This is a genomic window from Clostridium sp. AUH-JLR23, from assembly GCF_964238065.1.
In the GTDB taxonomy this organism is placed as follows: Bacteria; Bacillota_I; Bacilli_A; order Erysipelotrichales; family Coprobacillaceae; genus Allocoprobacillus; species Allocoprobacillus merdigallinarum.
In genome coordinates, this window is record NZ_CAXSKY010000010.1 from 59,537 (window position 1) to 85,523 (window position 25,987).

37 protein-coding genes and 1 pseudogene are annotated in these 25,987 nt (G+C 31.4%); 9 read left to right on the forward strand and 29 right to left on the reverse strand.

What is annotated here, in order from left to right:
- Positions 1 to 71 precede the first annotated feature (71 nt).
- Positions 72 to 752 (reverse strand): hypothetical protein, encoded by a 681-nt coding sequence (locus ACESR5_RS06535; protein WP_373154760.1) that lies wholly within the window; start codon positions 750 to 752, stop codon positions 72 to 74.
- 158 nt (positions 753 to 910) lie between these two features.
- Here ACESR5_RS06535 and ACESR5_RS06540 point away from each other — a divergent pair, with 158 nt between their 5' ends.
- From ACESR5_RS06540 to ACESR5_RS06550, 3 genes are all read left to right on the forward strand, one after another.
- A complete protein-coding gene (locus ACESR5_RS06540; RefSeq protein WP_373154762.1) occupies positions 911 to 1,264 on the forward strand; it encodes a helix-turn-helix domain-containing protein in 354 nt (117 codons plus the stop codon).
- A gap of 253 nt (positions 1,265 to 1,517) precedes the next feature.
- Positions 1,518 to 2,210: an iron-sulfur cluster assembly scaffold protein gene (locus ACESR5_RS06545; RefSeq protein ID WP_087243932.1), complete on the forward strand. Its 693-nt coding sequence runs from the start codon at positions 1,518 to 1,520 to the stop codon at positions 2,208 to 2,210.
- A gap of 13 nt (positions 2,211 to 2,223) precedes the next feature.
- Positions 2,224 to 3,222 (forward strand): GGGtGRT protein, encoded by a 999-nt coding sequence (locus tag ACESR5_RS06550; protein ID WP_087243931.1) that lies wholly within the window; start codon positions 2,224 to 2,226, stop codon positions 3,220 to 3,222.
- A 191-nt stretch (positions 3,223 to 3,413) separates the two neighbouring features.
- Here ACESR5_RS06550 and ACESR5_RS06555 read toward each other — a convergent pair whose 3' ends face one another.
- The 25 genes and pseudogenes from ACESR5_RS06555 to ACESR5_RS06675 form a co-directional block, all read right to left on the reverse strand.
- The gene (locus ACESR5_RS06555; protein WP_289528260.1) at positions 3,414 to 3,548 is read right to left on the reverse strand and encodes a hypothetical protein; all 135 of its coding nucleotides are present in this window, start codon (positions 3,546 to 3,548) and stop codon (positions 3,414 to 3,416) included.
- A 586-nt stretch (positions 3,549 to 4,134) separates the two neighbouring features.
- Positions 4,135 to 5,043 (reverse strand): radical SAM mobile pair protein B, encoded by a 909-nt coding sequence (locus tag ACESR5_RS06560; RefSeq protein WP_055214576.1) that lies wholly within the window; start codon positions 5,041 to 5,043, stop codon positions 4,135 to 4,137.
- A pseudogene (locus ACESR5_RS06565) lies at positions 5,031 to 5,719 on the reverse strand (radical SAM mobile pair protein A). The gene ACESR5_RS06560 and the pseudogene ACESR5_RS06565 overlap by 13 nt, the downstream one beginning before the upstream one ends.
- The gene (locus ACESR5_RS06570) at positions 5,716 to 6,153 is read right to left on the reverse strand and encodes a radical SAM mobile pair system MarR family transcriptional regulator (protein WP_015567822.1); all 438 of its coding nucleotides are present in this window, start codon (positions 6,151 to 6,153) and stop codon (positions 5,716 to 5,718) included. The pseudogene ACESR5_RS06565 and the gene ACESR5_RS06570 overlap by 4 nt, the downstream one beginning before the upstream one ends.
- 203 nt (positions 6,154 to 6,356) lie before the next feature.
- Positions 6,357 to 6,839: a GNAT family N-acetyltransferase gene (locus tag ACESR5_RS06575; RefSeq protein WP_373154763.1), complete on the reverse strand. Its 483-nt coding sequence runs from the start codon at positions 6,837 to 6,839 to the stop codon at positions 6,357 to 6,359.
- Between the two features lie 29 nt (positions 6,840 to 6,868).
- The gene (locus ACESR5_RS06580) at positions 6,869 to 7,060 is read right to left on the reverse strand and encodes a hypothetical protein (RefSeq protein WP_373154765.1); all 192 of its coding nucleotides are present in this window, start codon (positions 7,058 to 7,060) and stop codon (positions 6,869 to 6,871) included.
- 76 nt (positions 7,061 to 7,136) lie between these two features.
- Positions 7,137 to 7,700 (reverse strand): hypothetical protein, encoded by a 564-nt coding sequence (locus ACESR5_RS06585; protein WP_373154766.1) that lies wholly within the window; start codon positions 7,698 to 7,700, stop codon positions 7,137 to 7,139.
- Positions 7,701 to 7,887: 187 nt separating this feature from the next.
- The gene (locus ACESR5_RS06590) at positions 7,888 to 8,322 is read right to left on the reverse strand and encodes a cytidine deaminase (RefSeq protein WP_373154768.1); all 435 of its coding nucleotides are present in this window, start codon (positions 8,320 to 8,322) and stop codon (positions 7,888 to 7,890) included.
- Between the two features lie 30 nt (positions 8,323 to 8,352).
- The gene (locus ACESR5_RS06595; protein WP_373154769.1) at positions 8,353 to 9,072 is read right to left on the reverse strand and encodes a YncE family protein; all 720 of its coding nucleotides are present in this window, start codon (positions 9,070 to 9,072) and stop codon (positions 8,353 to 8,355) included.
- Positions 9,073 to 9,132: 60 nt separating this feature from the next.
- Positions 9,133 to 9,510: an SdpI family protein gene (locus tag ACESR5_RS06600; RefSeq protein WP_373154771.1), complete on the reverse strand. Its 378-nt coding sequence runs from the start codon at positions 9,508 to 9,510 to the stop codon at positions 9,133 to 9,135.
- Positions 9,511 to 9,530: 20 nt separating this feature from the next.
- Entirely contained in the window at positions 9,531 to 10,112 is a 582-nt protein-coding gene (locus tag ACESR5_RS06605) for a hypothetical protein (RefSeq protein ID WP_373154772.1), read from the reverse strand.
- A gap of 199 nt (positions 10,113 to 10,311) precedes the next feature.
- Entirely contained in the window at positions 10,312 to 10,545 is a 234-nt protein-coding gene (locus ACESR5_RS06610) for a hypothetical protein (protein ID WP_373154774.1), read from the reverse strand.
- Between the two features lie 161 nt (positions 10,546 to 10,706).
- Entirely contained in the window at positions 10,707 to 10,856 is a 150-nt protein-coding gene (locus ACESR5_RS06615; RefSeq protein ID WP_373154776.1) for a hypothetical protein, read from the reverse strand.
- A gap of 37 nt (positions 10,857 to 10,893) precedes the next feature.
- Positions 10,894 to 11,070 carry a hypothetical protein gene (locus ACESR5_RS06620; RefSeq protein ID WP_373154777.1) on the reverse strand — a complete coding sequence of 59 codons (177 nt, stop codon included), beginning with the start codon at positions 11,068 to 11,070 and terminating at the stop codon, positions 10,894 to 10,896.
- Positions 11,071 to 11,163: 93 nt separating this feature from the next.
- Positions 11,164 to 11,313 carry a hypothetical protein gene (locus ACESR5_RS06625; protein ID WP_373154778.1) on the reverse strand — a complete coding sequence of 50 codons (150 nt, stop codon included), beginning with the start codon at positions 11,311 to 11,313 and terminating at the stop codon, positions 11,164 to 11,166.
- Positions 11,314 to 11,331: 18 nt separating this feature from the next.
- Entirely contained in the window at positions 11,332 to 11,781 is a 450-nt protein-coding gene (locus tag ACESR5_RS06630) for a GNAT family N-acetyltransferase (protein ID WP_373154779.1), read from the reverse strand.
- A gap of 80 nt (positions 11,782 to 11,861) precedes the next feature.
- Entirely contained in the window at positions 11,862 to 12,731 is an 870-nt protein-coding gene (locus tag ACESR5_RS06635) for a LysR family transcriptional regulator (RefSeq protein WP_373154780.1), read from the reverse strand.
- 73 nt (positions 12,732 to 12,804) lie between these two features.
- On the reverse strand, positions 12,805 to 13,788 hold the full coding sequence (locus ACESR5_RS06640) for an aldo/keto reductase (protein WP_087245963.1): 984 nt from the start codon (positions 13,786 to 13,788) through the stop codon (positions 12,805 to 12,807).
- Between the two features lie 359 nt (positions 13,789 to 14,147).
- Positions 14,148 to 14,450 carry a cyclophilin-like fold protein gene (locus ACESR5_RS06645; RefSeq protein WP_373154783.1) on the reverse strand — a complete coding sequence of 101 codons (303 nt, stop codon included), beginning with the start codon at positions 14,448 to 14,450 and terminating at the stop codon, positions 14,148 to 14,150.
- A gap of 73 nt (positions 14,451 to 14,523) precedes the next feature.
- Positions 14,524 to 15,021 (reverse strand): cyclophilin-like fold protein, encoded by a 498-nt coding sequence (locus ACESR5_RS06650; RefSeq protein ID WP_373154784.1) that lies wholly within the window; start codon positions 15,019 to 15,021, stop codon positions 14,524 to 14,526.
- A gap of 109 nt (positions 15,022 to 15,130) precedes the next feature.
- Positions 15,131 to 15,478: a MerR family transcriptional regulator gene (locus ACESR5_RS06655; protein ID WP_289527385.1), complete on the reverse strand. Its 348-nt coding sequence runs from the start codon at positions 15,476 to 15,478 to the stop codon at positions 15,131 to 15,133.
- A 37-nt stretch (positions 15,479 to 15,515) separates the two neighbouring features.
- Positions 15,516 to 16,160, reverse strand: a complete 645-nt coding sequence (locus ACESR5_RS06660; protein ID WP_373154786.1) for a DUF4405 domain-containing protein — start codon at positions 16,158 to 16,160, stop codon at positions 15,516 to 15,518.
- On the reverse strand, positions 16,161 to 16,844 hold the full coding sequence (locus ACESR5_RS06665; protein ID WP_373154787.1) for a flavodoxin: 684 nt from the start codon (positions 16,842 to 16,844) through the stop codon (positions 16,161 to 16,163). It abuts the gene before it with no gap.
- Positions 16,845 to 17,042: 198 nt separating this feature from the next.
- Positions 17,043 to 17,708: a flavodoxin gene (locus ACESR5_RS06670; RefSeq protein WP_373154788.1), complete on the reverse strand. Its 666-nt coding sequence runs from the start codon at positions 17,706 to 17,708 to the stop codon at positions 17,043 to 17,045.
- 117 nt (positions 17,709 to 17,825) lie between these two features.
- The gene (locus ACESR5_RS06675; RefSeq protein WP_373154789.1) at positions 17,826 to 18,716 is read right to left on the reverse strand and encodes a LysR family transcriptional regulator; all 891 of its coding nucleotides are present in this window, start codon (positions 18,714 to 18,716) and stop codon (positions 17,826 to 17,828) included.
- A 294-nt stretch (positions 18,717 to 19,010) separates the two neighbouring features.
- Between ACESR5_RS06675 and ACESR5_RS06680 the strand changes: the two genes are divergently transcribed.
- Positions 19,011 to 20,621, forward strand: a complete 1,611-nt coding sequence (locus tag ACESR5_RS06680) for a nucleoside kinase (protein WP_373154790.1) — start codon at positions 19,011 to 19,013, stop codon at positions 20,619 to 20,621.
- A 36-nt stretch (positions 20,622 to 20,657) separates the two neighbouring features.
- On the opposite strand, the gene ACESR5_RS06685 is transcribed toward ACESR5_RS06680, so the two are convergent.
- The 3 genes from ACESR5_RS06685 to gpr all read right to left on the reverse strand — a co-directional run bounded on the left by ACESR5_RS06685 (position 20,658) and on the right by gpr (position 22,706).
- Entirely contained in the window at positions 20,658 to 20,942 is a 285-nt protein-coding gene (locus ACESR5_RS06685; RefSeq protein ID WP_087296761.1) for a hypothetical protein, read from the reverse strand.
- Positions 20,939 to 21,649, reverse strand: a complete 711-nt coding sequence (gene spoIIP, locus ACESR5_RS06690) for a stage II sporulation protein P (RefSeq protein WP_373154792.1) — start codon at positions 21,647 to 21,649, stop codon at positions 20,939 to 20,941. The genes ACESR5_RS06685 and spoIIP overlap by 4 nt, the downstream gene beginning before the upstream one ends.
- An 88-nt stretch (positions 21,650 to 21,737) precedes the next feature.
- The gene (gpr, locus tag ACESR5_RS06695; protein WP_373154793.1) at positions 21,738 to 22,706 is read right to left on the reverse strand and encodes a GPR endopeptidase; all 969 of its coding nucleotides are present in this window, start codon (positions 22,704 to 22,706) and stop codon (positions 21,738 to 21,740) included.
- 122 nt (positions 22,707 to 22,828) lie between these two features.
- Here gpr and rpsT point away from each other — a divergent pair, with 122 nt between their 5' ends.
- From rpsT to pepF, 5 genes are all read left to right on the forward strand, one after another.
- Complete coding sequence (gene rpsT, locus ACESR5_RS06700) at positions 22,829 to 23,092, forward strand: 30S ribosomal protein S20 (RefSeq protein ID WP_087244562.1); 264 nt, start codon at positions 22,829 to 22,831, stop codon at positions 23,090 to 23,092.
- Positions 23,093 to 23,196: 104 nt separating this feature from the next.
- Positions 23,197 to 23,514 (forward strand): DUF6442 family protein, encoded by a 318-nt coding sequence (locus tag ACESR5_RS06705; protein ID WP_087304626.1) that lies wholly within the window; start codon positions 23,197 to 23,199, stop codon positions 23,512 to 23,514.
- A 9-nt stretch (positions 23,515 to 23,523) separates the two neighbouring features.
- Complete coding sequence (locus ACESR5_RS06710) at positions 23,524 to 23,844, forward strand: DUF6442 family protein (protein WP_087244564.1); 321 nt, start codon at positions 23,524 to 23,526, stop codon at positions 23,842 to 23,844.
- A 1-nt stretch (position 23,845) separates the two neighbouring features.
- On the forward strand, positions 23,846 to 24,064 hold the full coding sequence (locus ACESR5_RS06715; protein ID WP_087244565.1) for a helix-turn-helix transcriptional regulator: 219 nt from the start codon (positions 23,846 to 23,848) through the stop codon (positions 24,062 to 24,064).
- A 50-nt stretch (positions 24,065 to 24,114) separates the two neighbouring features.
- Positions 24,115 to 25,902 (forward strand): oligoendopeptidase F, encoded by a 1,788-nt coding sequence (pepF, locus tag ACESR5_RS06720; protein WP_087296756.1) that lies wholly within the window; start codon positions 24,115 to 24,117, stop codon positions 25,900 to 25,902.
- Positions 25,903 to 25,987 lie beyond the last annotated feature (85 nt).

Sequence of the window (25,987 nt, forward strand, 5' to 3'; positions counted from 1 at the left end):
TTCACTATACTAATGATATTGATGAACATATTATTGCACAAATTTTTATTTTTTTCTAAAAAAAATGCTTCCTAAGAAGCATTTAGCATTTGACTTATATAATCATCAAGCTGTTGATTGTTTAAATATGTTAGATCAGCAATATGATGAATAGGTGATAATTGTAAATACTGTGACAGTTTGTTTTCCACCAGTAACTCGAAATGATAAGGATGCGTTAAAGAATGAGACTGTTGACATTGAAAACGAAAATAACAATATTGAATAATAAAATAATAAAATCTTGTGACATATAATTGATGAAGGAATGGCAATGCATATGTATGAGGGTATGCTTCTTTATTTTTATATGGATGACCTATTAAAATATGATAGAGATGAAATAATGGTAATAATAAGCTTGAATAATGTTTGAAAGAAGTTTTAAAAAGATGATCATATAAATAAATAGCTTCTAAAATACCCGCTTCTAAATAGATGGCCTGTGTAGAAGGTATTGTGATTTTAAATTGTGAAATTTCATTTATATAATGATAAAGAGAATCCAATTCATAAGCATAAAGATGTTTCAAATCATGAAGATCACTATAAATCAAATAATTCTGAGCTGGAGTTTTGATATGAATATCTAAAGGCATTTGATCATTTGAAAGAATTTGAATATATTTTTTATCTCGAAAAAAATCTTCATTAATCAATTGATATGTGGGCTGTAATAAAGTGAGAGAATGAAAAAAATCATCTATATACATATAGGCATCTCCTTATCTTATATAGTTACTTTTTTATCTATTTGTCACTTTATTATATCAATAGTTTAAATAGTTATCAAATATAAATCTATTATTAATGAATATTTTACAGATTTTTATAACTCTTCGCTATAATGTAAAAAAATGAGGTGAGGTATATGTTAAAAATTGGTCAAGTCTTAGCTGCGAAATTGGAAGAAAAGAATATGACACAAAAAGATATTGCTAAAATGCTTAATATTTCACCTGGTGCTTTTTCAGCATATGTTACAGATACAAACTTTCCACGTTTAGATATTTTAGTTGAAATTTGTCAGATTTTAGATATTGATTTGAATCACCTTTTGAATTTACAAAATCATGAAAATATGGATTTATTAATTCAGGGAAAAGATGAAGCAAAGGTCATTCATTTTATGAGAAGTCTTTCCCATAAAGAACGTGAAATTTTAATGGAAAGCATTCAATCTTCAATCAGAATCATTGAAAAAGTGAGAGATTTAAAAGAATAGTAACAAGCTATTCTTTTTTATTTACTACTAGCAAACCTATTATACTATAACTCATTTTTATTTGCAATAAGCAAGTTTATTCATTCGGGCTATTTAGACATTTTTTTCACATTGAAAGTACAGTCTACATTGACTTTAAAGGCTATTTGACTTATAATCACAGTAGGTGAAATTCCTTCACCGCAATCAGAAAAAGAAGCACAATTTTCTGATTTGTCTGGCTAATCATTTTGAAGATGAAAGGAGTAAAAAAATGATTTATACAAAAGAAGTAGAAGAAATGTGCACTGTTAAATGCGGTGCAAGTCATGGATGTGCTCCAATTCCTGAAGAAGGAAAATGGGTATATTCAAGAGAAATCAAAGATATTTCTGGATTAACACATGGTGTTGGTTGGTGTGCTCCTCAACAAGGTGCATGTAAATTAACTTTAAACGTTAAAGAAGGAATTATCGAAGAAGCATTAATCGAAACACTTGGATGCTCTGGTATGACTCACTCTGCTGCCATGGCTAGTGAAGCATTAGTTGGTAAAACTTTATTAGAAGGTTTAAATACTGACTTAGTATGTGATGCTATCAATACAGCAATGAGAGAATTATTCTTACAAATCGTTTATGGACGTAGCCAATCTGCTTTCTCTGAAGGAGGACTTACTATCGGTTCAGGTCTTGAAGATTTAGGTAAAGGATTAAGAAGTATGCTTGGTACTGCTTATTCTACAAAATTAAAAGGACCTAGATATCTTGAATTAACTGAAGGTTACATTAACAGACTTGCTTTAGATGAAAATAATGAAATCATCGGTTATGAATTCATTAATCTTGGAAGAATGATGGATATGATTAAATCTGGAAAAGATGCTAATGAAGCAGTTAAAGAAGCTACTGGTACTTATGGTAGATTCGATAGTGCTGCAAAATACATCGACCCAAGAAAGGAATAATGGAGGTACGAAAATGGCATTATTTGAAAATTATGAACGTAGAATCGATCAGATTAACGCTGCATTAGCTAAATATGATATTAAATCAATTGAAGAAGCTAAAGCAATTTGTGATGAAAAAGGTATTGATGTTTATAACATCGTAAAATCAACTCAACCAATTTGTTTTGAAAATGCTTGCTGGGCTTATACAGTAGGTGCTGCAATGGCAATCAAAAATGGGGATACAAAAGCTGTTGACGCTGCTAAAACAATCGGTGTTGGTTTACAATCATTCTGTATTCCAGGATCAGTTGCTGATGATCGTAAAGTTGGTTTAGGTCATGGTAACTTAGGATCTATGTTATTAGATGAAAAAACTGAATGTTTCGCTTTCTTAGCTGGACATGAATCATTTGCTGCTGCTGAAGGAGCTATCAAAATTGCTGAAAAAGCAAATAAAGTTAGAAACAAACCATTAAGAGTTATCTTAAACGGTTTAGGAAAAGATGCTGCTAAAATCATTTCAAGAATCAATGGTTTCACTTATGTAGAAACTCAATTTGATTATTTCACTGGAGAAGTGAAAGAAATTTCAAGAACAGCTTATTCTGATGGGCCAAGAGCAAAAGTAAACTGCTATGGTGCTGATGATGTTCGTGAAGGTGTTGCAATTATGCACAAAGAAGGTGTAGACGTTTCTATTACTGGTAACTCTACTAACCCTACTCGTTTCCAACATCCAGTAGCTGGTACTTATAAAAAAGAATGTGTTGAACAAGGTAAAAAATATTTCTCAGTAGCTTCTGGTGGAGGAACAGGACGTACATTACATCCTGATAATATGGCTGCTGGTCCTGCTTCTTATGGTATGACTGATACTATGGGACGTATGCACAGTGATGCTCAATTTGCTGGTTCTTCTTCAGTTCCTGCTCACGTAGAAATGATGGGATTAATTGGTATGGGTAACAACCCAATGGTTGGAGCAACTGTTGCTGTTGCTGTAGCGATCGAAGAAGCTTGTAAATAATTAAGCAAACTATAAAATAAAGTCATGATGAAAATCATGGCTTTTTATTTGCATAAAAAAAGATATGGGCTCGCATCTTTCTACACATCTAACCTCAAACGATCAGAACCCCATATCTAGATAAAATATATCTTCATTTAAGACCATATAATCAATATATTTTAAATATAGTTACCAACATTTATCTAGGGTTAGATTATAGGTAAAAAATAGATATAACCATTAATTCTCAAAACTGTACCTAATACTTCTTCTTGTTGAGGTATAAACAAACTTATTTTTTGAATTTCTTTTAAATAATCTTTTGTAACTCTAAATAAACGCATATATCTATAACCTCCTCACTAATAAAAATAAAAAAGAGAAAAGTCATAAGACCTTCTCTGTTTAAAAACTTAAATCTACCAACTAAGGCTATGGTAACTCCCTTTTACTGGTTCCAACTCAGGCTATGGTCCTCCGTTTTAGAGAAGAATTATCTTCTATAGACAATATAACATAAATAAGTTTAAATTTCCATAATATTATATGTTTAGATATAATTCTTTTCATATTATAGTATATAGCTCATGACTCATATTTATAATTGTTTTCTTATTTTATTACATTTTTATTTTAGTAAAAATAGTTGATTTAGTAATACTCATGAGACAAAGACTTCCTGAGGCGATTACAGACTTCGAGAGTTGCACACAAATTTTTTTCATCATTTTCTAACTGATTTTGTGAGACTCTAGGAACTATAAAAACTCAAAAAGGCTTGATTTTTCAGCGAAATTTGGGATGCAGATTCAAGCGAAGAAGCTTGTAAATAAGTACAAAAAATACAAAATTTTAAAAAGTACTGATTTTATGATCAGAATTTTTTTATGCAATAACTTGTTATCATGTCATTAATCTATAAACTGGAATTTAGCGATTTCTTTTTCCGGTATTCTCTGTCCCACGGATTTCCTCATGATAGAAATAATCTACGATCACCGGATGTCCCTGCGGGACTCTGCCATAAGGCATTTCATTATCCACAAAGGCACAATCATACTTCTTAGCCATTTTCTCAGCTTTTACTTCAAGTGCTTCAAAGTAGCTGCGGTTATGCTTGTTATAGATCTCGTCGTAAAGTGGTACAAGATCAGGATATTTTCCGGCGATATAATCCATAATTGTCTTTTTGAAACCGCCTCGAAGATTGAGATTTTCGAGCCAGAACAGATCGCACTGATCCTTTACCCGCTCAAAGATTGCTTCAAAATCCGTGATACCGGGGAATACCGGGGATACGAAACAGACTGTACGGATACCTGCCTCATATACCTGCTTCATAGCAGCGATACGGTGCTCAATGCTCGAAGCAGAATCCATATCGTTCTTGAAATTTTCATCTAGTGTGTTGATCGACCATGAAACGGTTACACGTCCAAGCTTCTTCAGCAGATCAATATCCCGTACCACAAGATCTGACTTTGTGCAGATCAGAATATCTGCGTCACTGCCGATCAGCTGCTCCAGAAGTTTTCTGGTATTCCCGAATTGCTCCTCCTGTGGATTGTAGCCATCTGTCACAGAACCGATGACCACCCGCTGTCCGGCATATTTTTTCGGATTTTTAATTTCCGGCCAATGCTTCACATCAAGGAAAGTGCCCCATTCCTCCTTGTGCCCGGTAAAGCGCTTCATAAAAGAAGCATAGCAATACTTGCAGGCATGTGTACAGCCCACATAGGGATTGACCGAGTAACCGCCTACCGGCAGACTAGACTTAGTCATGATGTTCTTTGTTTCCACCTCACGAATGAGGATTCCATTTATTACTTCTTCCATGATTTCTGTACCTCTAACACTTTATTAAATTCTTCCGGCATTTCCTGAATCATATTTTCATCCCCTATGATAGGGACAAGGTCTTCCTTCATAAACACCGGAATGCCGAGCTTATGTGCCTGGTTCGTCAGAGACCATGCCCATTCCGGCTCCGTATGAATCTTCCTGCTCTGAGCTCCGGTCATGGTGCCCACAACGATCCAATTGATTCCGGAAAGGTCAACTGTGCCGGGATCGTCGAATAACGGCTCAAAGGTAACATGGTAATGTTTTGCTCTAACGTTTTTCCGAAGGGCGTCGATACGCCACAGTTCTGCTTTCCTCGTCACCGTAATGCCAAACCATGCGTTTTCCAGTCGGTATCAAAATTCAGCAAATCAGGTCGCTTGGTAAGGAACAGGAACTGATGCTGTGGATTTTCACGGATCTTTGCAAATACCTCATCTCTCCATTCCGGCTTCCATCCGGAGAGATCGCTCATCCCAGTAAGAAGAAAGTTCTGCGGACGTTTCTTTTCCATCATCTTGAGCTTACCCGGAAAGAATTCAGGGTCAGCGAAGTCATCAATCATATGCCAGCGTTTCACGTTGTTGCGAGCATAGCAATATGCACACCCCACTGTGCAGCCAATCACGATATTCATGTTCTGAATCTGATCTTTGATACAAATACTCATGACTTCTGCCACTCCTCAAGATTCTTTCTGATGCGGTCGAGGCATTCCTCAAACCGGGTAATTTCTTCCTCTGAAAAACCTTTGTAGTAAATACTGCCCATCTCATCAGATACAGAATCGTACTCGCCCTTTAAGGCATGTGCTTTCTCAGTCAGAAACAGGAGTGTTTTCCTTTTGTCCGTTTTAGACTGAACACGGCTTATCAGCCCTTGATTTTCCATTCTTTCCAGCATCGTAGTAAGAGATGTTATCGCTAATCCGCATTTAGTCGAGAGTGACCTGATTGAGATACCATCCTCCTGCCACAGCACATAAAGAATACGTCCCTGGGCTCCATTAAACGCATCAATATTCTTTTCGCTGAGAATCTTCTCGAAAATCCGGTCTCCAAGCTGTTTTATTTTGGTGACAAGAAATCCTCCATTCATTTCCATACAAAATCTCCTATATAGTAGTTTATTAAAAAAATACTATATAGGAGCTTTATTGTCAAGAGTTTATATGTCTTAATAGGTAAATTCCGTTTTTTCAATTCTCCAAACTGGAATTTAACACATTTATAAGCATTCGAAGTTAGAATTGAAATCAATCGTGTATCTCGTTCTCAAGTTTTACTCATTTTCTTATTATCAGAATATTATAATTTTAAAACCGCTACTATTTCTTCGCCATCCATTTCACCATTTTCTATAAAGTCAAACTTTGAATAAAGTTTTTTCGCACCTACATTTTCAGGTTCGTAAGATAAATAACAATATTCCGCTTTACCACATGGAAACGATCTAATAAACTCTAAAGCCAAACAAATTGCTTCTTTTCCATATCCATGACCCTGATATTTTTCATCAATCATCAATCGCCAGATGCTATAATTACCATAAGCAATCTGTGGTGGATTATCAAATGAGTCATCTACATCATATCCTATCATCAAGAAGCCAACAGGAATTTCATCTTCAAAAATACCAAATGGAAAAGCATGTCCATTTCCTGTTATTGCAATATATGCTTCTATGATACTCAAATCATTGGGTGCAACAAATGATTCCTGTTCCTTACTCACATGCAGTTTTAGTATATCCCATATATTTTTTGCATTTACTTTTTCAATTCTAATCACAACAACACATCTCCATAAATTAAAATATTCTATTTCTTCAAATTTTCTATAAACCCAGAGATAGCGGATATAAACCAACCAAAACCTATAATAATTAGTGCAATTTTCCACTCAATGCCATTATCAAAAACAAAGATAAATGTATATAAAGCAAATAAGCTAACAGGAATAGCTATTCCATATAACACCAAATGAAACTTCCTCTTTTTTTCTTTATCCATTTATCCTCACCTCATTAACATCCAATTTGATAACTGAGAATATGTCTATTTAACTTCTTAATAAACTGGTATTTATTTACTCATTTAATTCAAACATTGGATAAATATTTATTACATTTCTTTTTTCAATATAGGGTAAATGAGCTTGAATAACATAACTTGGAAATTCAGAAACGCAAATCTGACCTTGTGTAATATCTTCCAATATTCTATTTATAGATTCTGCTGTATATGGAGGTAAAAGCATAATTGGTGGCATTAAAAATTGAAAATCATTCATGTCAATAAATATGGGATTAAAATTATCCTCATAATTAAGTTCAATAATCATTGAATTATCTTTATCCAATTGTTTCCAAAATCCCTCAATCACTGCATGTTTGCTTTTTATAAATTCTTTAAACTCTTCAATAGTATTAATAGAACATATTCTATTGTTATCATTTTTTGCAAAAGCAAAAATAACACCAGGTAAATCTTTTTTATTTATTTGATTGAAAGAGTGTAATATTATAGAATACAAATCACTTAAATTCTTATTTATATGTAAATAGCGACTATTATTAAAATCCGGTTGATACACTCCTTTTTCTTGAATAATTTCAATTACATCTTTAGTTTGAACTGTCCAGAACTTCATATATACCTCCTAAATATATAAATTCAATTTTATCTATCTGAACTACTTTAAAAATCAAATAAATTAAAGAGGAAATAATATTTTTTTGTAAACATCTATAAAACTTTATTTTGAATCATTTTCCTCATACCAGATTTTTTACTTGATTGCACTTTTTATATTAAAATATGTTATTTCGAAATTGATTTCAATCCTCAAAATGTTCTAACTCATCACTAGGATATGCTCCTGACCAATGATATGGCTGCAATTCATGTAAAGGAACAAAAAGTAAAGAATTGTCTTGTGTAGTGACTGCCACTTGCACATCTTCTCCCCAAAATCTAAGTCGCTCTTGACATATCCCACAAGGAGATAAAACCTTATAAGGAGAGTTCTCATCATCACGTACAAGACACATACAATGTGTAACCTTTTCGTTGAATTTATGTGCTTCTAACATTGCACCTGTTTCAATACACAAAACGGCTGAAGCATTAGCAGTATCTATACTAACACTGGTAAAATAATGTCCATTTGCTGTATGTACTACACCTGCACCTCCCCAACCTTTGGGATATCTTTTTTCAATTAGCTCAACAGCTTGTCTGTACATTTCTTTTTCTATATTAAAGTTTCTCATACAATCCTCCTCAAATTTTCAACTTGTTTATTACTTTTTAAATAATTTTGAAAATATAGATTTTGACTTATTTTCCAAATCATTATATGTATCTATAATAGTTGTTTTTTCTATTGCTTCTATATTTTTCAGCTTAGAAGACCACTCCAATGCTTTATTAGAAAAGCCATGATCTTCCCAATTTTTAAAAGCACTCAAATATTCATATTTATCTTTATCTAAAATTTTTATATCTTTTAAATTATTAGAAACTAATTTTGCAATAAATCCATAATCAAATACACCTACATCATCTCTCATAAATCCTAATAGATAACAAGTATTATTTTGATCAAACTCCAAATTTTTAAGAACTATTTTTTCATCATTTTCAAACAATTTTTTGATAACACTATAATCTTTCATATTATAAATGCTTAATCTAGTATTTGTAAAATAAACAGATCTTTCAATATTATATAAATAATTCCCATCATTGCTAAATACAAAACCATCGTCTTGTGAACCAATTTGTGCAGTTTTTATTTTATTTAGTAGTTTTAACTCATCTAAATCATATATAAGTAAAAAGCCTGCTGTAGATTTAGCGGCCAATATATGGGTATGAGGCTTAAATTTTGCTCGATAAGTATAAGGAGCATCTTTAAATACTTGTAACTGTTTACCGTTGTTATCGTAAATGTAAATACTTGCCCCATTACAGCCAACGGTATATTTATCATTATTACAAATTCCCCAAAATTTTTTCATAACCTTTTTCCTTAAATTTTATATGTTTATCCATAATTCAATACCTTCTTAAAATCACATTTATCGCCTTTTACCATTTTTATCAAACTTCTTTCTCAATGTCAACTCTGTTGGAAAAATACAACCAATGAAAGGAACAAGTTGTACAAACACTATAATAGTTCCTACAGTTCCTACATAATCTGTGCTTTTTCCAATGACCGAAAACATAAGTATAATAGTGATTGGTAATGTAATTAATCCACATATATACCATATTTTACCACAATAGTGATGAGCAAAGTCCCATGTTTCTTTATTTTTCATAGACATAGATGTACGATATCCAAACATGGCATTTATTTCATTTGGTGCCTTTTTCATAAAATATTTTCCAAAACCAATCATGACACATGGAATAAGTAAATCCATTATCAACACAAAAATCCAAAATCCCATAAGAAATTTTCCTCCATCAATTACAATCTATTAAATTCACGGCAAAATTCTCTCCATGGTTTTCCAAATGTATAATATGCGATGGGCATATAAACACATAAAAGAAGTAAAATAGGAACTAAAATTGACCCAAGTAAACCAACCAGAACTTCCATTTCTCTAACAGTCAAACCTTCTTCAACATTTGTTACTTGTATAACATTTTGCTCATTATCTACATACACTTTCAATTCATCACCAAACTCATATTCATCAGGAGATAATCCATAATTTGCAAGGGGGTGTTCATATTTTTGAGAATCTTGAGTCCAATAAAAGTTTCCATCATAGTCTACTCTTGCCAGGACATAATCAGTTGCATTTTGAGGTGTATTCTTGGCTTCTACCCTTTTTGAAATAGGTGCATCAATAGCCAAATATGTAAAACCCATTATGATTGGAAGGCAACATACAAGAATAAATAAGGTTGTTCTTTTTTTCATTATATGATATGAACGATGAATTTCTTGATATTTTTCTTTTGGTAAATTTTCTTTTGCCCATCTTAAAGCCAAACGCTGTGCTTTAAAATGAAATGCACTCGACAAGCCTAATAATTTCATAAATATCCCCTCCTTCACATAGATTTAGCATTTATTTTATTTTCATTTCTCTACTCATATTATAACAATCGCAATTCAGCCATTCAATCAAATTCATAATGTGACTTTCTTTTACTATACCTTTTATTGAAACTTCTTTTTTAATAAAAAACAGTTAATCATAATAGACTAACCGCTTTGTGTCATGTTGGATATGAATTTATTGATCATTGATTTGATTCGAGTTTTTTTCTAAAAGAGCAAGTATCTCTTTAAATGTCTGTATATTGTATTTCTGTTCATATTTTGCTACTCGTAATGCATAAAACAGTGTGACAATCGCTAAGAATACTGATACTGCTATTCCATACCAATGAAATAATACTGCAAGAGGAATTATCAAAACAATCACAATTAACAACAATATTGTAGTTCTATAGCTGTCTTTTCTCAATTTTTCTATATCTCCTTTGATGAACTTATCAAGTGAGATTTGAAAGACTTCACTTAACAGCAAGATACTATTCACATCATAATTAAAGTCATCCTATATATCAATCAAAGACCTTTGACACACTCTAAAATAACTGTCAAAAATCTTTGACAGCCTTATATTTAAGCCAACCTCACAAAGAATAAAACGAGTAAACCACTCAATAAAGTCATACTTACCATAACCATTCCACCTACAGCAGCAGTGCTATCTTGTTTATAACCATCAATATAACTATATTTGGGATCATGATAATCATACCAAATCTTCACTTGATCTCCTTTTTCATACTGGCAATATGTTGTACCCTCAATTCATTTCTACTCTTATGATTTCATCATTAACGACATACTCATAAGTTGGGAAATAAGCTCTACTATGATTTGTTTTCATAGAACTGATACTGACAATCTTTCCATGAGTATATGATAAACATCGCTTTTTCTTATCTTTTTTTGTTTTAAAATAAATGATGCTTTTTTTCAAAAGAAAATCACCTATTCCACAAAACAATAAAGGAAATAATGTTCCTATCATTATTTTTTCAGACAATCCCTTCATGATACTCCCTTCAAACTCTCATTTATGCAAAATTTTATGAATATATTTTTCACAGACAAAAATATATGATATCAAATTTATATTATAAAGATACAAGCCAAGGATACCACCAATTAATGTTCCAAACAAAAGAGCTTTATAATTCACTTGTTTGACTTTCTTATTCATAATGTCCTCCATCAACCCTCATAAATGACTTCTTTTCATATATAATAAGGGATATGGATTTCCCTGTTCGTCTAATGCTGTTCGTTTATAAACTTCAAACCCCATATATTCATAAAATCGTTTCGCTAGTGGATTTTGTTCATTGACAGTGAGTTTGTTGATTGCATAATTTTCAATAGCGTATTGTATGAATTGTTTTCCTAACCCTTTTCCTCTGTATTCATTTGAAATAAATAACATTTCAAGCGTTTGATCAGCAACACCCATGAAACCTACGGGTTTGCCTTCTTTGTTTTCTGCTACCATCAAAATAGGAACATCTGTCAGTGCTTGTGGAACATACTGCTTAATATGATGAATTTCATCAGGTGATAAAAATAAATGCGTTGCTTGAACAGAACTTTCCCATACATCAACTAGCTCTTGAATCAATACAGAGTTGCGCTCTTCAACTCGAACTATTTTCAATTGATCGTTCCCTCCCAACTTCCACTTTCCTGATATACATCATTATAACAAATCCTCTATCAATTTTCATGAGAAACCTTTTATATGTGATGATCATTGATATATTGAATAAATTTTTTCATTGCCGGTGATAAAATGAAATCTTTTTTCCAGACCATAACTGATCGACTTTCAAGTTTTGGTTCTAATGGAACAAACGTTAAATCACGTATTTCATCAATACTCTCTAAACAAAAAGCAATTCCTAAATCATTTTTAATAAAATGAACCAAGTTATAACCCAAATTATAATATGCTGCAATATTTAGATTTTGATAATACTTTCCAAACCAATTTTCTATTTCATTGATAACCATTGTACGATTAGACATTAATAATTTTTCATTGATTAAATCTTGAGGTTTAATCAATGATTTCTTTGCGAGGGAAGAATCACTTTTTGTTAAAATTCCCCTTTGTTCTTTTTGTGCCATTTTTTTAAAATTATATTTCGTTATATCTACTGGTTCTACTAATAAACCTAAATCCACAATGCCTTTATCAAGATTATTTTTAATCGTATCAGAATTAGCTGTAATAATTTCAAATTTAACCAAAGGATTATCTTTTGAAAAACGACTTACTATTTGAGATAAATATTTCACTCCTAAAGCTTCTCCACAGCCAATCGTTATTAAACCTGTGATATGCTGGGCATCATGATTAAAATCTTCTTTTATTTTTTCTTCAATTTGTATCATCTCTTGTGCTCTTTGTCTAAAAAGCATGCCTTCACTTGTGAGTTCAATGCTATGTTGTTTTCTTTCAAATAACTGAACGCCTAATTCATCTTCTAATTGAATTAATTGTCTTGATAAAGTGGGCTGTGTAATATGAAGCAATTCTGCAGCCTTTGTTATATTTTCTTCCCTGGCAACCATTAAAAAATATTTTAATACTCTTAGTTCCATTTTGATATCCCTCCTTCTATAAAAACAATAAACAAGAAGCTTATACTTCTTGTTTATAGTCACCTTAAATCTATTATTTTTGAGCCATCATTCCTACTAAACGATGAGGTTGATATGGTTCTTCCAAATAGGCTTTTTCTTCATCTGTTAGTTCTAATTCAGTTGCTTTCACAGCTCCATCAATATGATGAAGTTTTGTTGCGCCAACAATAGGTGAAGCCACTTTTGACATTAACCATGATAATGAAATTTCAGTCATTGACACATTATGTTTTTCGGCTAATTCCATAACTCTATCAATAATGATTCTATCTTGTTTTTCTGTAGCATCATATTTGCCTTTGGCATAGCTATCTTCCTGCATTCTTTTTGATTGTTCTCCTGGATGTTTAGCTAATCTTCCTGATGCCAAAGCACTATATGGTGTCATAGCAATGTTATCTTCTTTACAAAGTTTAGCCATTTCACGTTCTTCTTCTCTAAAGATCAAATTATAATGTCCTTGAATGGAAATAAATTCTTCATAACCTTTCGCACGAGCAATAGCATTCGCTTTCGCAAGCTGGTAAGCAAAACAGTTTGAAATACCGATATATCTTACTTTTCCTTCTTGAATCAATTCATGTAATCCTTCTAATATATCTTCAATAGGTGTATGATCATCCCAAGAATGACAAATATATAAATCAACATAATCCATGTTCAAACGTTTTAAACTGGCTTCTAAACAATTTCTGACATGTTGCTTTCCAGAAATACCATTTGCAATTTCTTCAGGTGTTCTTGCTGAAAATTTAGTTGCAATCACAACATCTTCTCTTCTTGCAAAATCTTTGATTGCTCTACCTAAAAATTCTTCACTTGTTCCTCCCTGATAAGCCATCGCTGTATCAAAAAAGTTAATACCATTATCTAGCGCATACTTTATAATTTCTCTAGATTTATCTTCTGGCAAAGTCCAAGAATGCATTCCCTTTGTTGCATCACCAAATCCCATACATCCCAAACATACTTTTGATACTTTTAAATCACTATTTCCTAACATTGTATATTTCATATATTTGACCTCCTTCAAATCAATGTTTTTATCTTTCCATGTATAATCATCCATTCATAACTACCGTCCAGTCATCAAAATATTTTCATTCTTCATTTATATAAGACAACTATTAAATAGATATATTCATATATATCATGGCTATCTCGACATCTATTATATTATTCTTTCTTACATAAAAAAACAATTTACAAAGATTTTATAAAGTCTATATATTGACATTTTTTATAAAATGTCTACTTAAATTCTTTCTAAAATCCTGTTGCACTGTTATTCTATTCTTTACTATCAATCTATGACATCTTTCATGAAATATAAATATAGACGAAAAGGATTAAAAAATCATTTAATCCCTTCTATCAATTCTCTTCATCAAGTGATAATGTCACAGTGACATTTCCTTGACCAAGAATTTTCATCAATTCACTTTTAGAAATTCCCTGTATTTGACCCAATTGAGTAAAATTCCATGTATTAGGTCGATAATAAATGACAAACATATGTCCTAAATACAAAATCAAATCACCTACTTTTTCCATACTTGCATAATCTTCCATTTCAATTGTGATTGAGCCATTTTGAAGCTTTTCTTTTAATGCTTTTGTAGAAGAATTATCAACCAATAATGCCTTTAAAGTTTTTTCACCAAACTGAATCATCATAATTATCAGCTCCTTTTTACTTTTCATTCGATATTATTCTATTATTTTCATTCAAAATCATTTCATGATATATTTATTCAAGATATGCTTCAATTTCTATTGTCCCTGACATATCTTCAATATATTCACTTCCTGAAATAGCTTGTCCTAGTTCATAAAGACCACTGGCACTGCCAAAATCTTCATAAAACATGACTACATTTGTCCATGGTTCATAATAGGCTAATGTTCCTGTCACAGCATTAGCACTCACTGCATCTGTCATTGTTAAATCAACAGGTGGATAAAATATTTTTTCATTATCACTATAATTTTCTACTTCAATAGTCAGTGGTAATTGTTCATATAATGAGTTTGCTGCTTGGCTATCGTTTAATTCAAAAATAGTGATTTGTCCATTCGAAGTGACACTGATTTTTTTAGACTCTTTTGATGTCACATCTTGTTCAACAGTTTCCTGATGATCCTGAGTTTGTGTCGTACTTGTACGATTTGGTTCTGTCTGATTTTGACAACCTAATAAAGAAAAACACATCACTAAGGATAATACTATTTTGATAATATTTTTCATACTAACCCTCCCTTATTTCAACTTTGAATCATCTTAATTAAAAACAGAATGATATCATTCATTTGTTAATAAGAACTTTAAATCCAACATAAATTTCAATATGTTGTATTTATTGCTTAGTTTTCATTTGATAAATAAAATAATCCAATATATCAATAGATTTATAACAAGTATGCGCTTTTTCCAATAAAGCCTGTCGATATCTTGTCAGCATATCTATTCTTTGTGATAGGGTACTATCACCTTCACTTATATATTGAATATACTTTTTCATATCCTGTATACTCATTCCTACATTTTTTAAAGTCATAAGAAAACTAAGCTTTTGTATGTCTTTTTCTTCATATATCTTTTTTCCATTTATTTGTTTGACTTCATCAAAAAAACCTTGATTTTCAAAATCCTGAATACAGTCAACAGGAACATTATATGCTAAACTGATTTCATTGATATTCATTGTTTCACCACCTTATCAATAAGTATTTCTACATATTTTACTTAACTGCTATTCGTTTTAATAATTGGTTTCCTATCAATGAAAATGTCACCATAATCAATAAATAATCCAAGCAAAAACGAAGTTTCAATTCTGAAAAATCAAAGAACTTAAATTCAGTCATAAAGAACATATCTTGCCACATTCTTCTTTGATAAAAGACAAACAAACCACAAACGAGAACGGCTATCATAACTATATGGAATATTTGATGATGTCTTATATATAACGAACTTCTTTTCAATTTTGCTATCATCGCATTGAAATGAAATCCAATATGAATAGACATCACAATATATAGCCATGATGAAGAAACCAGATGCACTGTTCTTCCTAAAGATGTTCCTCCAAGATCTATAAAGCTTAGGACATCTCTTGAAATCATAAAGCCACTTACAGCTGTCCATATCATAGCAATGAATAAACATGTATTGATGATGATTTGAAAGATTCTTACTGGTGTATATTTTCCTTTAAACAATGCTGTATACCATTTTCTATTCCAAATATGATGCCATATAAATAACAGACATAAGATGACTCCAAGCCATTCGTGTACAAAATTTGACCATAGATGATACCCCATCACAACAATTAATAATATTGTCATGATGATATCTAAAATGATTTTATTCTTTTTCATCTAATCAACCATTCCTATATCTGATAACCATTGATTGACATCAACTTGACAGCTATCTGTATCAGGACGATAAACACCAAATACATCTAGAAGTGTACTATGAGGTAAAGCATCCTGTAAGTCTTCAATACTTCTTCCCAGTCCACCTGTCCCATGTGCACAAAATGGAATAATGGTTTTGTTGGATAAATCATAACTTTCAATAAATGAGAAAATGGCCATTGGACATGAAGACCACCAGTTCGGATAACCTAAAAATATAACATCATATTCATCCATATTTTCTACTGTATCTACAATTGTAGGTCTTGTCTGTTGTGCAAGTTCATCTGATGCACGATCTAAACATTCATCATAGTCACTGGAATAAGGTTCATCTACAATAATAGAAAACATATCTCCACCAACTTGTTCCTGGATAAAATGTGCGACTTTTTCTGTATTACCTGGTGCTAAAACACTGGCTGATGTCGAAGCATCAACATCTACACTTGATGGATTATCCACATGTGTATTATCTGCCCATGTAAAATAAGCAATCAATATTTTTCCATCTGAACTTATCGTTTCATTAGGTACAGAAACACTCTGTTGTTCATTAACCTTTGATACATTGTCATTGCTTTGACATGCACTTAATAGACATACACAAAATACGAATAAAAAGCATTCTATTTTTTTCATATCCTTCCACTTCCTTTCTAACTACATCTTATCTAATAAACAAGCATATGTCTAATACTTATCAATCATATTGAGCCATGCTTATAAAGCATTTGTAAGTGTAGACTATCAGATCAGGTCCATACCTCAAATAAAGATATTTTACTCATTACAAAAAATTTCAAATAAAAAAAGGATGAAAATCATTTCACCTTTCCATTAGTCATTGATACTATCAATCCATGAGACAATCTCATCTTTAGCATCTTGTACCTGATCACCATGAATTGTCAATCCTTCTAAAACTTTTGCCTGAGGACAAAGCTCTTTAATCTCTTCAACAGCATCAGAAAAACCTGATCCCCCTGACGTATTAAATGGAATAATCGTTTTGTCAGAAAAATCATATTCTTCTAAAAAAGAATATAATGGCATAGGCATTCCATACCACCAGTTAGGAAATCCCAAGTAAATAACGTCATATTCATTAAAATTCTCAACATGTGAAGATAATACTGGTCGAGAATTCTGATCACGCTCACCTTGTTGCTGATCTACCAATGTATCATAATCAGCTGGATATGGCGTTTCTGTCTGAATCAAAAATTTATCTCCACCCGTCTGTTCTACAATGACATCTGCCATATATTCTGTATTTCCTATCAATTGTTGATCTTCCACAATCACACTGGCTGAACTCGATGCATCTGTATTTTCTGGAAAGTCAGTATTTCCAACTCTTGAAAAATAAGCAATCAATATTTTTCCATTGTATGTTTGTGTGTCTATTGTTGTTTTTTTAGTAACTGCCTCACTTTCACCGTTGGATGTTGATTGACAACCCATAAGTATCATAGCTAGTAAAATCAATAAAATCTTTTTCATTTTATCCCTCCTCTTTATTCTCATTTTAAATGACAGATCTATTCCTTGTCTAATACTTCATATACATGTCTCTTATGCCCTTTAAGCATTTGAAAAAGCCTCTTGAAATGAGGCTTTTTACTGATGTTCTTTCATTTTCTTAGTTAAAAAATCAATAAATTTGGATACTGTAAAACTCATGGACTGATATTTTTTCCAGATAATTAAAGAGTTCGTCGTTAATTGTGGTAAAAGTGGTCTAAAACATAATTCATTATCTGTACCATCATGATATGAACCTTTAATCACAATCGCATACCCCATATCATTAGATACCAGCATAGAAGCTGTGGTCGTTAATTCTGAAACAGCCACAAAATGAAGTTGATGATACGTTTCTTCTCCCATCCATTCTTTAAACTGATTTTGTGTTTCTAATCGAGAAGTATTAATAAGCGGAAGATTTTTTAAATCAGAAGCTTCGATAAAATCCTTTTGAGCAAGAGGATCATCTTTCTTCATTAAAATTCCCCATATTTCTGGCTGATTCATTCTTAAAAAATCAAATTTATCTAAATTGATTGGCTCCAATGCAAAACCTATATCAGCCAATCCATTATCTATCATTTCAGCAATAAAATCACTATTTCCATTACGAATACGAAAAGTCACCTGGGGATATAATGATTTAAATTCCTTGATATATTTTCCCATCGTCTTCGTTGCTTCAGTAATGCCACATGCCAAAACAATCTCACCAGTCACTTCATGCGTCTGATTGCCTATTTCCAGTTCTGTTTTTTTAGACAAATCAATAATTTCTTCGGCTCTTCTTTTTAAAAGCATTCCTGTTTCTGTTAGTAAAACTTTTCTTTTTCCTCTAATAAACAAAGCCGTTCCCAATTCATCTTCTAATTGCATTAGCTGGCGACTTAAAGTTGGTTGAGTTATATGTAAGATTTCAGCAGCGCGTGTAATATTTCCCTCTCTGGCTACTGCCAGAAAATATTTCAAAACTCTGATTTCCATGTCTCATCACTCCTTATCCAATCATGATCAAGCTTTTCTTATTCTATTGTACGAAATCGCACCTATGATACTCTTTCGTACAATGGGTGTGAAACTAACGTTTCAAACCCATTATATAATGTCTTTATTTACAATGTCTAATAACTATAACAAATATTTATCATGCTTATAAAGCATGTTTTATCATTAATGCTTTTCTTGTATTCCTCTCATCAGATCCATATATTTTTATGATATTATACATATCAATCATTGTGAAAACATGGTAAGATATTTGATAGAGGAAGTGTTAATATGTTACTGACTATTCATCAACAAACAATTGAAATCAATCAGCCTGCAAGTTTAGAAACAATTGCGAAAAAGTATTTTCCAGACCAGCAGATTTATGCTGGTATAGTGAATGGGAAATTATACGAACTCAATCATATTATTGAAAATGATGCGACTATTGAATGGGTCGATGAACAAAGCATCATTGGTAAACAAATCTATGAAAGAACACTCACATTTGTTTTTATTGTGGCGACAAAACAATTATTTAAAGATGCTGTGATTCATGTTGAATTTACGTTTCAGGATGGACTATACTGCTCTATTCAAAAAAAGGAAAGTCTGACACCACAGGATGTTGATCAAATCAAACAAAGGATGTTAGATTTGATTCAAAAAAACTCCAAAATAACACGTCATGTCATGCCACAAAACCAGGCTATTGACTTTTTTAAACAAAATCATCTTGAAGATAAAGCTCATTTATTACAATATCGTTCAAAAGACACATGCAGTATTTATGAAATGGAAGGCATTTATGATTATTTTTATGGTTTTATGCTCCCTGATGCTTCATATCTCAAACAGATTTCTCTACAGTTCTTTGCGCCAGGATTACGTTTAGGACGTTATGATGTCACTTTTCAACACTATAAACTTTTCCAAATCATGAAAGAATATGAAGAATGGGGAGAGTTAATAGATGTGCCTACTGTCGCAAAGATGAATGAAAAAATTGTCAAGGATCAAATCAATGAACTAATGTTAATGTCAGAAGCGATGATTGAAAAGAAATTAGCTGAATTAGCAACATATATAGCCAAAGAAAAAGAGCATCTCAAAATGATTATAATTGCAGGTCCTAGTTCTGCAGGCAAGACAACTTTTTCTAAGCGTTTAGGTATTCATTTAAAAATATTAGGGATGAGCCCTATCACAATTTCCATGGATGATTTTTATTTGAATCGTACACAAACTCCTAAGCTTCCTGATGGCAGTTATGATTTTGAAAATATTGAAGCTGTGGACTTAAAATGTTTCAATGAAACCATGCTTCATCTGATTCATCATAAACCTGTTTATTTACCTCGCTATCATTTTCAAACAGGTTTAAGAGAATATGATAAACATCCTACTGTATTATCTGATCGTCAAATTCTTATCATTGAAGGTATTCATGGATTAAATCCACGTACTTCTTACTATATACCTGAAAATGCGAAAATGAGAATATATATCAATGCTTTAACTCATTTAAATTATGATAATCATAATCGTATTCCAACATCAGATTATCGCCTGATTCGTCGTATTGTCCGTGACTATCAGTTTAGAAATGCTGATGCTACAGAAACAATCCGTCGTTGGAAAAATGTAAAAAATGGAGAAGACAAATATATTTATCCTTATCAGGAAGAAGCCGATGCTATTTTTAATACATCTATGGTATATGAGCTCGCTGTCTTAAAACCAATTGCTCAAAAGTTATTATTACAAGTATCCCCAGAATCTAAAGAATACATTGAAGCTAATCGTCTTTGTAAACTGCTAGATTACTTTGTAGAAGCCAAAGTGAGTATACCACAAACTTCAATTCTCGCTGAATTTGTAGGTAATTCTATCTTTCAATAAAAAAGATGTCGATGTGTTTAACATACCGACATTTTTTCATGAAATAAACAGACTAATAAAATCAGAAAATATTTTTGCGATAAATTCAATAATATTGACACACCATTGACTCAATGTTTCCATCATTGTCCCCACACGATTATCCGATGTATCCTGTAAAGTAATGACTGACTGAATTTCTTTTCTCGAAGATACATCTTCTTCAAACTGATCAATCTGTCTTTCAAACAAAGTTTTAGATACCTGATGATCACCAAAGAATAAGCTCATCACACATATAAGAAGCAATACACAGCATAAATCAATCCAAAACTGTTTCATGCACTTAAATATTCATCTAAAACCATTGCTAAAATATTCAAAGAATTTTGAACTTCTTCATATGTGTTTTCATTTGCTCCAACTTCTATTAACACCATATTATCAGTAACACCTTGATTATAATGACTTTGTTTAAGATAAACACCTCGACATATTTTAGGAATCTTTTCATTCAACATATCAGCCAGTTTTTCACAACGTTTATTGACTGCGCTGTAATAAGAACTTCCCTTTCCCACAACAAACATTAATTTTGCATAATTTTTATGATCCACAGTAATTGTTGATAAGTTCTTTTTAATAGAATCCCTATGAAAATCAATCACTAAATCATACTTTCCATGTTTTTCAACTGCCTGTGTTAAATACTTTTGTGAAACACTATATGATTTGGCATAATCAATATGATTTTTGGTTTTATACAATTCAAAATCCGTTGTTTCATAATCGACTTCATAACCTCTGTTTTCTAACAATTGCATTAAATAACGACTCCCTTCTTTCACTGACTTTGTTGCATACTCTTCACCTTGATGCGTATTATAAATATAAATTGATTTTCCATTAAGCTGCTTTTTCACATTGGTTGTTGTTAATGAAGACACAACATTTTCAACACTTTCACTATAAATGCTTTGAAAAGGAAGATTGAATAAAATCACAATCACCACAACTATTTTGAAAATAATTTTTATATTTTTATTCATGAAACCTTCCCTCCTCTAACTATACAATGAACTATATGCAAAAAAAGTTATTTTTAGTACATAAAAAAGAAATTCATAAAAGAATTTCTTAATAAGTCATACTATTAATACTTGTTGATAATAATTTAGATAACATTTCAATATCAAAATCAATCTGTTTATCACTCATAACAAATTGATTTTCAATGGGATTTAAAACTTCATTTAATAATTGGATACGCTTTTGTTCACTTAACTGTCCAATTTCTCCTAATATCAAACGTCTTTGCACTTCATTCAATCGTCCTTCATAACGCTTACGTTTTCCTACCTTTAAGGCTGTTGAAGGATCTAAAGATTCTTTAAAATAACCCTCTAACAGATTATAAACATCACTCACTAAACTAGAAACATGAATGACTGTTGGTACACCAATAGCCAAAACAGGAACACCCATTGTTGCTTCACTTATATTTTTACGATGATTGCCAATTCCACTTCCTGGATATATACCCACATTATTCATTTGAATCACACGACAGATCTTTTCATAACTTTGTGCACACAATGCATCAATAGCGATAACCAGATCAGGCTGAAATTCCTGTACCAATGCCAACAACAAATCGGCAGTTTCCATACCCGTATGTGCCATTACCCCTGGGGCAATACACATCGTATCATAATACTGATGACGATGTCTTTCCTCAATAGAATAATGATGCGTGGCACGAATCTGATTCAATGTTCTCGGTCCAATCGCATCACTTGTGAGAGTGGGATTTCCCAATCCTATCCATAAGATAAGCGGATCTATTTTCTTGACCTTCTCTTTAATAAGGAGAGATAACTGCTTTTGAAAATGTTGTGAAATTTTTTCAAAATCCTGATAATCAGGAAAACTGATTTCAATATATTTGCCTATATCATGAGGATAAAGAGGACTGATCTGTAATATTTCAAATGTTTCAATAGAAATATCTCCATCTTGTTTTTGATGATGTTTATAATCTTTATCTCGTGTTGCATAAGCCAATGATTCTATGGCTAAATCGCTACGTGTATAATATTTATTCATATTCTCACCATTATAAGCATTACCAAAATTAAAAAAATATAATCAATTATCAATAAAACATTGCATTTATCATCTATTTTTGATAGAATAACATGGCAAAAGTCAAAGTGAGGTGAAAGATAATGGCAAACATGAAACAACAAATCAAACGTTATAAAAATGACAACAAAAAACGTTTAATCAACAATTCTTATAAAAGTGCTTTAAAAACAGCAATTAAAAACGTAAAAGCTGAAGTTGAAGCTGGAAATAAAGAAGCTGCAATTGCTGCATACAATGTAGCTGCATCTAAATTAGATGCTTCTGTCAGCAAAGGAATTCATCATAAAAACTATGCTAGCAGACAAAAATCTAAATTAGCAAAATTAGTGAACTCTATCGCTTAATGAGATAGAGTTTTTTATTTATCTTGTATGTCAAGTTTTCTTGACATACATTTTTTACCATCCTATAATAAAAGTGTAAAGAAAACTTGACATGAGGTGATATAATGCATAAAGAAGATATTTTAAAAAAGAATCAAAAAACAATGAATAAAGAATATGACTTTTTTCTTGATCAAAAAACACTTCCTATATTAATGACTGTTTTTATCATTTTGTGTTTTGCAATGATGTTATTCTCTTTTATAACCCCATTCCAGCAGGAAATCTTTTATACCTCAACAACCCTGTTATTGACGTTTCTTGCATCATACTTTCTTGCTTATTTCTATTATTTACGGATATCGAAATACTTATATATAGGCCTTTTCTTCCTTGTTTTCTTGATGTTTTCTATAAGTTATCTGTGGTTATTGATTTGGTAGGTGAAACATATGGATAAAAATAAAATTCTTGATTTATATCGTCATGAAAAAGATGAAAGACAAGTTCAATGCCAAAGAAAAGCGTTATTGAAAGGTATGTCTTTTCTTGTAACTGTTGCCCTCACATTGATGTTCTTTTCTTTTGAATTTCAGGAAGTTCCAACAGTCTTTTATACCATTTATATCTTGATTATGCCTATAGCTGGATTGTCATTGAGTATGCGTGGATGGTATGACAAAAATAAATTCTATTTCATATGTGGGCTTGGTTTGATTGTTCTTTGTCTTATCAATGGTTATCAATATATATCTATCATGGTTGGCGTTTAATATGAATGAAAAATTAGTACTTAAAAATCATTTAAGAAAAGCAAGAAATGAAAAAGGACTCTCACAAATGGAATTGGCCAATATGGTTGGTGTATCAAGACAGACAATCTCATCTATTGAAAATGGACAATTTAATCCTACTGCTAAACTGGCATTAATTTTATGTATTGCATTAGATAAGACATTTGAAGAAATCTTTTATTTTGATATATCAATTTGACTTTCGTTAGTCATAGGATTATCATGTGTATATGCAAAAAGGAGGAACATATGGAACGTAAAAGTATTGCAATTGAGGATACATGGGATTTATCTCGTATCTATGCAAATAAACAGGAATTTTATACAGATTTAGAAAAAGCAAAAGATTTATTATCATCTTTGCTTCAACAAAAAGATTCTTTTTTAGAAAATGATGATCAATTCTTAAAGTTTCATCAAGATGAAACAATGTTATCTCGTTATATTCAAAAATTACATTGTTTTGCGCATTTACATTGTGATGTTGAACCTAATAACCAGGAATATCAAACAATGTATGCCGCCATTCTTTCATTCTATGATCAAGTGACTTCATCTTTAGATTTCTATACTGTTATGATGATTGAAAACAGTGATAAAGTTGCTCAATATCTTGAAGATGAAAAATTAGAAGATTATCGTTATAGTTTACAGGAAGTTTTAAGACAAAAAAAGCATGTCTTATCACAGGAATTAGAAACTATTGTTTCTAAAACATCTTCTATTTCTGATATTTCTTCTCAAGTGTTTGATGCTTTAAGATTAGATTATGACCCTGTTCATGTAGATGGAAAAGAAAAAGTCTTAAACAGTGCAACCCTAACAGAATTTCTTAAAAACAAAGATCCTAAAGTCAGAAAAGAAGCGTATCATAACTTCTTTAAAGAATATAAGAAATTTGAAAATGTTTATGCTGCAACATTATCTGGTGTTATGAAAAAAGATGCATTTTATGCTGATGTGAAAAACTTTGAAGGACCATTGGAAGCCAGTCTTTTTGATGATAATGTACCAACATCTTTATTCTTTAAAATTTTAGAAAAAGCAAATGTACAATATCGACCATTATTTCATCGTTATAACGCTTTAAAAAAGAAGATTTTAAATCTTGATACAATGTATAATTATGATTTGAATATTCCTTTGGTTCAATACCAGACAAAAAAATACACAATTGATGAATGTTTTGATATTATTTTAGATGTTGTTCAAATCTTTGGTGAAGATTATGTCAACATCATCAAAAAAGCCAGAGAAGAAAGATGGATTGATTATTATCCACATGCTGGTAAACGTATTGGTGCCTATTCAAGTGGCTGCTATGATACAAATCCGTATATTCTTATGAATTTTATAGGTGATTATAATTCACTTTCAACGATGATTCATGAATTAGGTCACAGTGCCCATAGTTATTTATCTTGTCATCACCAGTCACCAGTAAATTGTGATTATCGTATTTTTGTCGCTGAAGTTGCTTCAACAGTCAATGAAACATTGCTCATTAACTACATGTTAGATCATGCTTCAAGTGAAAAAGAAAAAGCCTATTTCTTATATGAACTCCTAGAAAATTGTGTTGGTCTTATTTTCAGACAACCTATGTATGCTGACTTTGAGCATATTTTACACACATGGGCTAAAGAAGGAAAACCAATGTCATCACAAATGATTACAGATTTGTATTATACTAAAAACGCTGAATATTATGGACCAGAAATAACAATGGATGAATATGTAGGTTATTCTTGTTATTATATTCCTCATTTCTATTATAACTATTATGTTTATAAATATACTTTAGGAATGACTGTTGCTTTAGCCATTGTCTCACGTTTATTAAATGGTGATGAAAAACAAAAAGAAGCTTATCTCAACTTCTTAAAATCAGGTGGCAGCAAAGATCCTGTTGACCTTTTAAAAGATGCTTTAGTCAATCCTTTAGAAGATCAATTATACGATGATGCTTTCCATTATTTTGAAACAATTTTAAATGAATTTGAAAAAATTATCCTAGATATGTCAAGCACTTTGTAATAAAGTGCTTTCAGGCTGTTGACAAAGTGGTAGAATTTTTTATTAAATCTACCACTTCTTTTTATTTTTTATGCAAATTGATAAA

Excerpts from the sequence above, each read along its gene's own strand:
- ACESR5_RS06535 (WP_373154760.1), bottom strand. The coding sequence starts at position 752 with ATGTATATAGATGATTTTTTTCATTCTCTCACTTTATTACAGCCCACA.
- ACESR5_RS06540 (WP_373154762.1), top strand. The coding sequence starts at position 911 with ATGTTAAAAATTGGTCAAGTCTTAGCTGCGAAATTGGAAGAAAAGAAT.
- ACESR5_RS06545 (WP_087243932.1), top strand. The coding sequence starts at position 1,518 with ATGATTTATACAAAAGAAGTAGAAGAAATGTGCACTGTTAAATGCGGT.
- ACESR5_RS06550 (WP_087243931.1), top strand. The coding sequence starts at position 2,224 with ATGGCATTATTTGAAAATTATGAACGTAGAATCGATCAGATTAACGCT.
- ACESR5_RS06555 (WP_289528260.1), bottom strand. The coding sequence starts at position 3,548 with ATGCGTTTATTTAGAGTTACAAAAGATTATTTAAAAGAAATTCAAAAA.
- ACESR5_RS06560 (WP_055214576.1), bottom strand. The coding sequence starts at position 5,043 with ATGGAAGAAGTAATAAATGGAATCCTCATTCGTGAGGTGGAAACAAAG.
- ACESR5_RS06570 (WP_015567822.1), bottom strand. The coding sequence starts at position 6,153 with ATGGAAATGAATGGAGGATTTCTTGTCACCAAAATAAAACAGCTTGGA.
- ACESR5_RS06580 (WP_373154765.1), bottom strand. The coding sequence starts at position 7,060 with ATGGATAAAGAAAAAAAGAGGAAGTTTCATTTGGTGTTATATGGAATA.
- ACESR5_RS06585 (WP_373154766.1), bottom strand. The coding sequence starts at position 7,700 with ATGAAGTTCTGGACAGTTCAAACTAAAGATGTAATTGAAATTATTCAA.
- ACESR5_RS06590 (WP_373154768.1), bottom strand. The coding sequence starts at position 8,322 with ATGAGAAACTTTAATATAGAAAAAGAAATGTACAGACAAGCTGTTGAG.
- ACESR5_RS06595 (WP_373154769.1), bottom strand. The coding sequence starts at position 9,072 with ATGAAAAAATTTTGGGGAATTTGTAATAATGATAAATATACCGTTGGC.
- ACESR5_RS06600 (WP_373154771.1), bottom strand. The coding sequence starts at position 9,510 with ATGGGATTTTGGATTTTTGTGTTGATAATGGATTTACTTATTCCATGT.
- ACESR5_RS06605 (WP_373154772.1), bottom strand. The coding sequence starts at position 10,112 with ATGAAATTATTAGGCTTGTCGAGTGCATTTCATTTTAAAGCACAGCGT.
- ACESR5_RS06625 (WP_373154778.1), bottom strand. The coding sequence starts at position 11,313 with ATGAATAAGAAAGTCAAACAAGTGAATTATAAAGCTCTTTTGTTTGGA.
- ACESR5_RS06635 (WP_373154780.1), bottom strand. The coding sequence starts at position 12,731 with ATGGAACTAAGAGTATTAAAATATTTTTTAATGGTTGCCAGGGAAGAA.
- ACESR5_RS06640 (WP_087245963.1), bottom strand. The coding sequence starts at position 13,788 with ATGAAATATACAATGTTAGGAAATAGTGATTTAAAAGTATCAAAAGTA.
- ACESR5_RS06645 (WP_373154783.1), bottom strand. The coding sequence starts at position 14,450 with ATGATGATTCAGTTTGGTGAAAAAACTTTAAAGGCATTATTGGTTGAT.
- ACESR5_RS06650 (WP_373154784.1), bottom strand. The coding sequence starts at position 15,021 with ATGAAAAATATTATCAAAATAGTATTATCCTTAGTGATGTGTTTTTCT.
- ACESR5_RS06655 (WP_289527385.1), bottom strand. The coding sequence starts at position 15,478 with ATGAATATCAATGAAATCAGTTTAGCATATAATGTTCCTGTTGACTGT.
- ACESR5_RS06660 (WP_373154786.1), bottom strand. The coding sequence starts at position 16,160 with ATGAAAAAGAATAAAATCATTTTAGATATCATCATGACAATATTATTA.
- ACESR5_RS06665 (WP_373154787.1), bottom strand. The coding sequence starts at position 16,844 with ATGAAAAAAATAGAATGCTTTTTATTCGTATTTTGTGTATGTCTATTA.
- ACESR5_RS06670 (WP_373154788.1), bottom strand. The coding sequence starts at position 17,708 with ATGAAAAAGATTTTATTGATTTTACTAGCTATGATACTTATGGGTTGT.
- ACESR5_RS06675 (WP_373154789.1), bottom strand. The coding sequence starts at position 18,716 with ATGGAAATCAGAGTTTTGAAATATTTTCTGGCAGTAGCCAGAGAGGGA.
- ACESR5_RS06680 (WP_373154790.1), top strand. The coding sequence starts at position 19,011 with ATGTTACTGACTATTCATCAACAAACAATTGAAATCAATCAGCCTGCA.
- ACESR5_RS06685 (WP_087296761.1), bottom strand. The coding sequence starts at position 20,942 with ATGAAACAGTTTTGGATTGATTTATGCTGTGTATTGCTTCTTATATGT.
- spoIIP (WP_373154792.1), bottom strand. The coding sequence starts at position 21,649 with ATGAATAAAAATATAAAAATTATTTTCAAAATAGTTGTGGTGATTGTG.
- gpr (WP_373154793.1), bottom strand. The coding sequence starts at position 22,706 with ATGAATAAATATTATACACGTAGCGATTTAGCCATAGAATCATTGGCT.
- rpsT (WP_087244562.1), top strand. The coding sequence starts at position 22,829 with ATGGCAAACATGAAACAACAAATCAAACGTTATAAAAATGACAACAAA.
- ACESR5_RS06705 (WP_087304626.1), top strand. The coding sequence starts at position 23,197 with ATGCATAAAGAAGATATTTTAAAAAAGAATCAAAAAACAATGAATAAA.
- ACESR5_RS06710 (WP_087244564.1), top strand. The coding sequence starts at position 23,524 with ATGGATAAAAATAAAATTCTTGATTTATATCGTCATGAAAAAGATGAA.
- ACESR5_RS06715 (WP_087244565.1), top strand. The coding sequence starts at position 23,846 with ATGAATGAAAAATTAGTACTTAAAAATCATTTAAGAAAAGCAAGAAAT.
- pepF (WP_087296756.1), top strand. The coding sequence starts at position 24,115 with ATGGAACGTAAAAGTATTGCAATTGAGGATACATGGGATTTATCTCGT.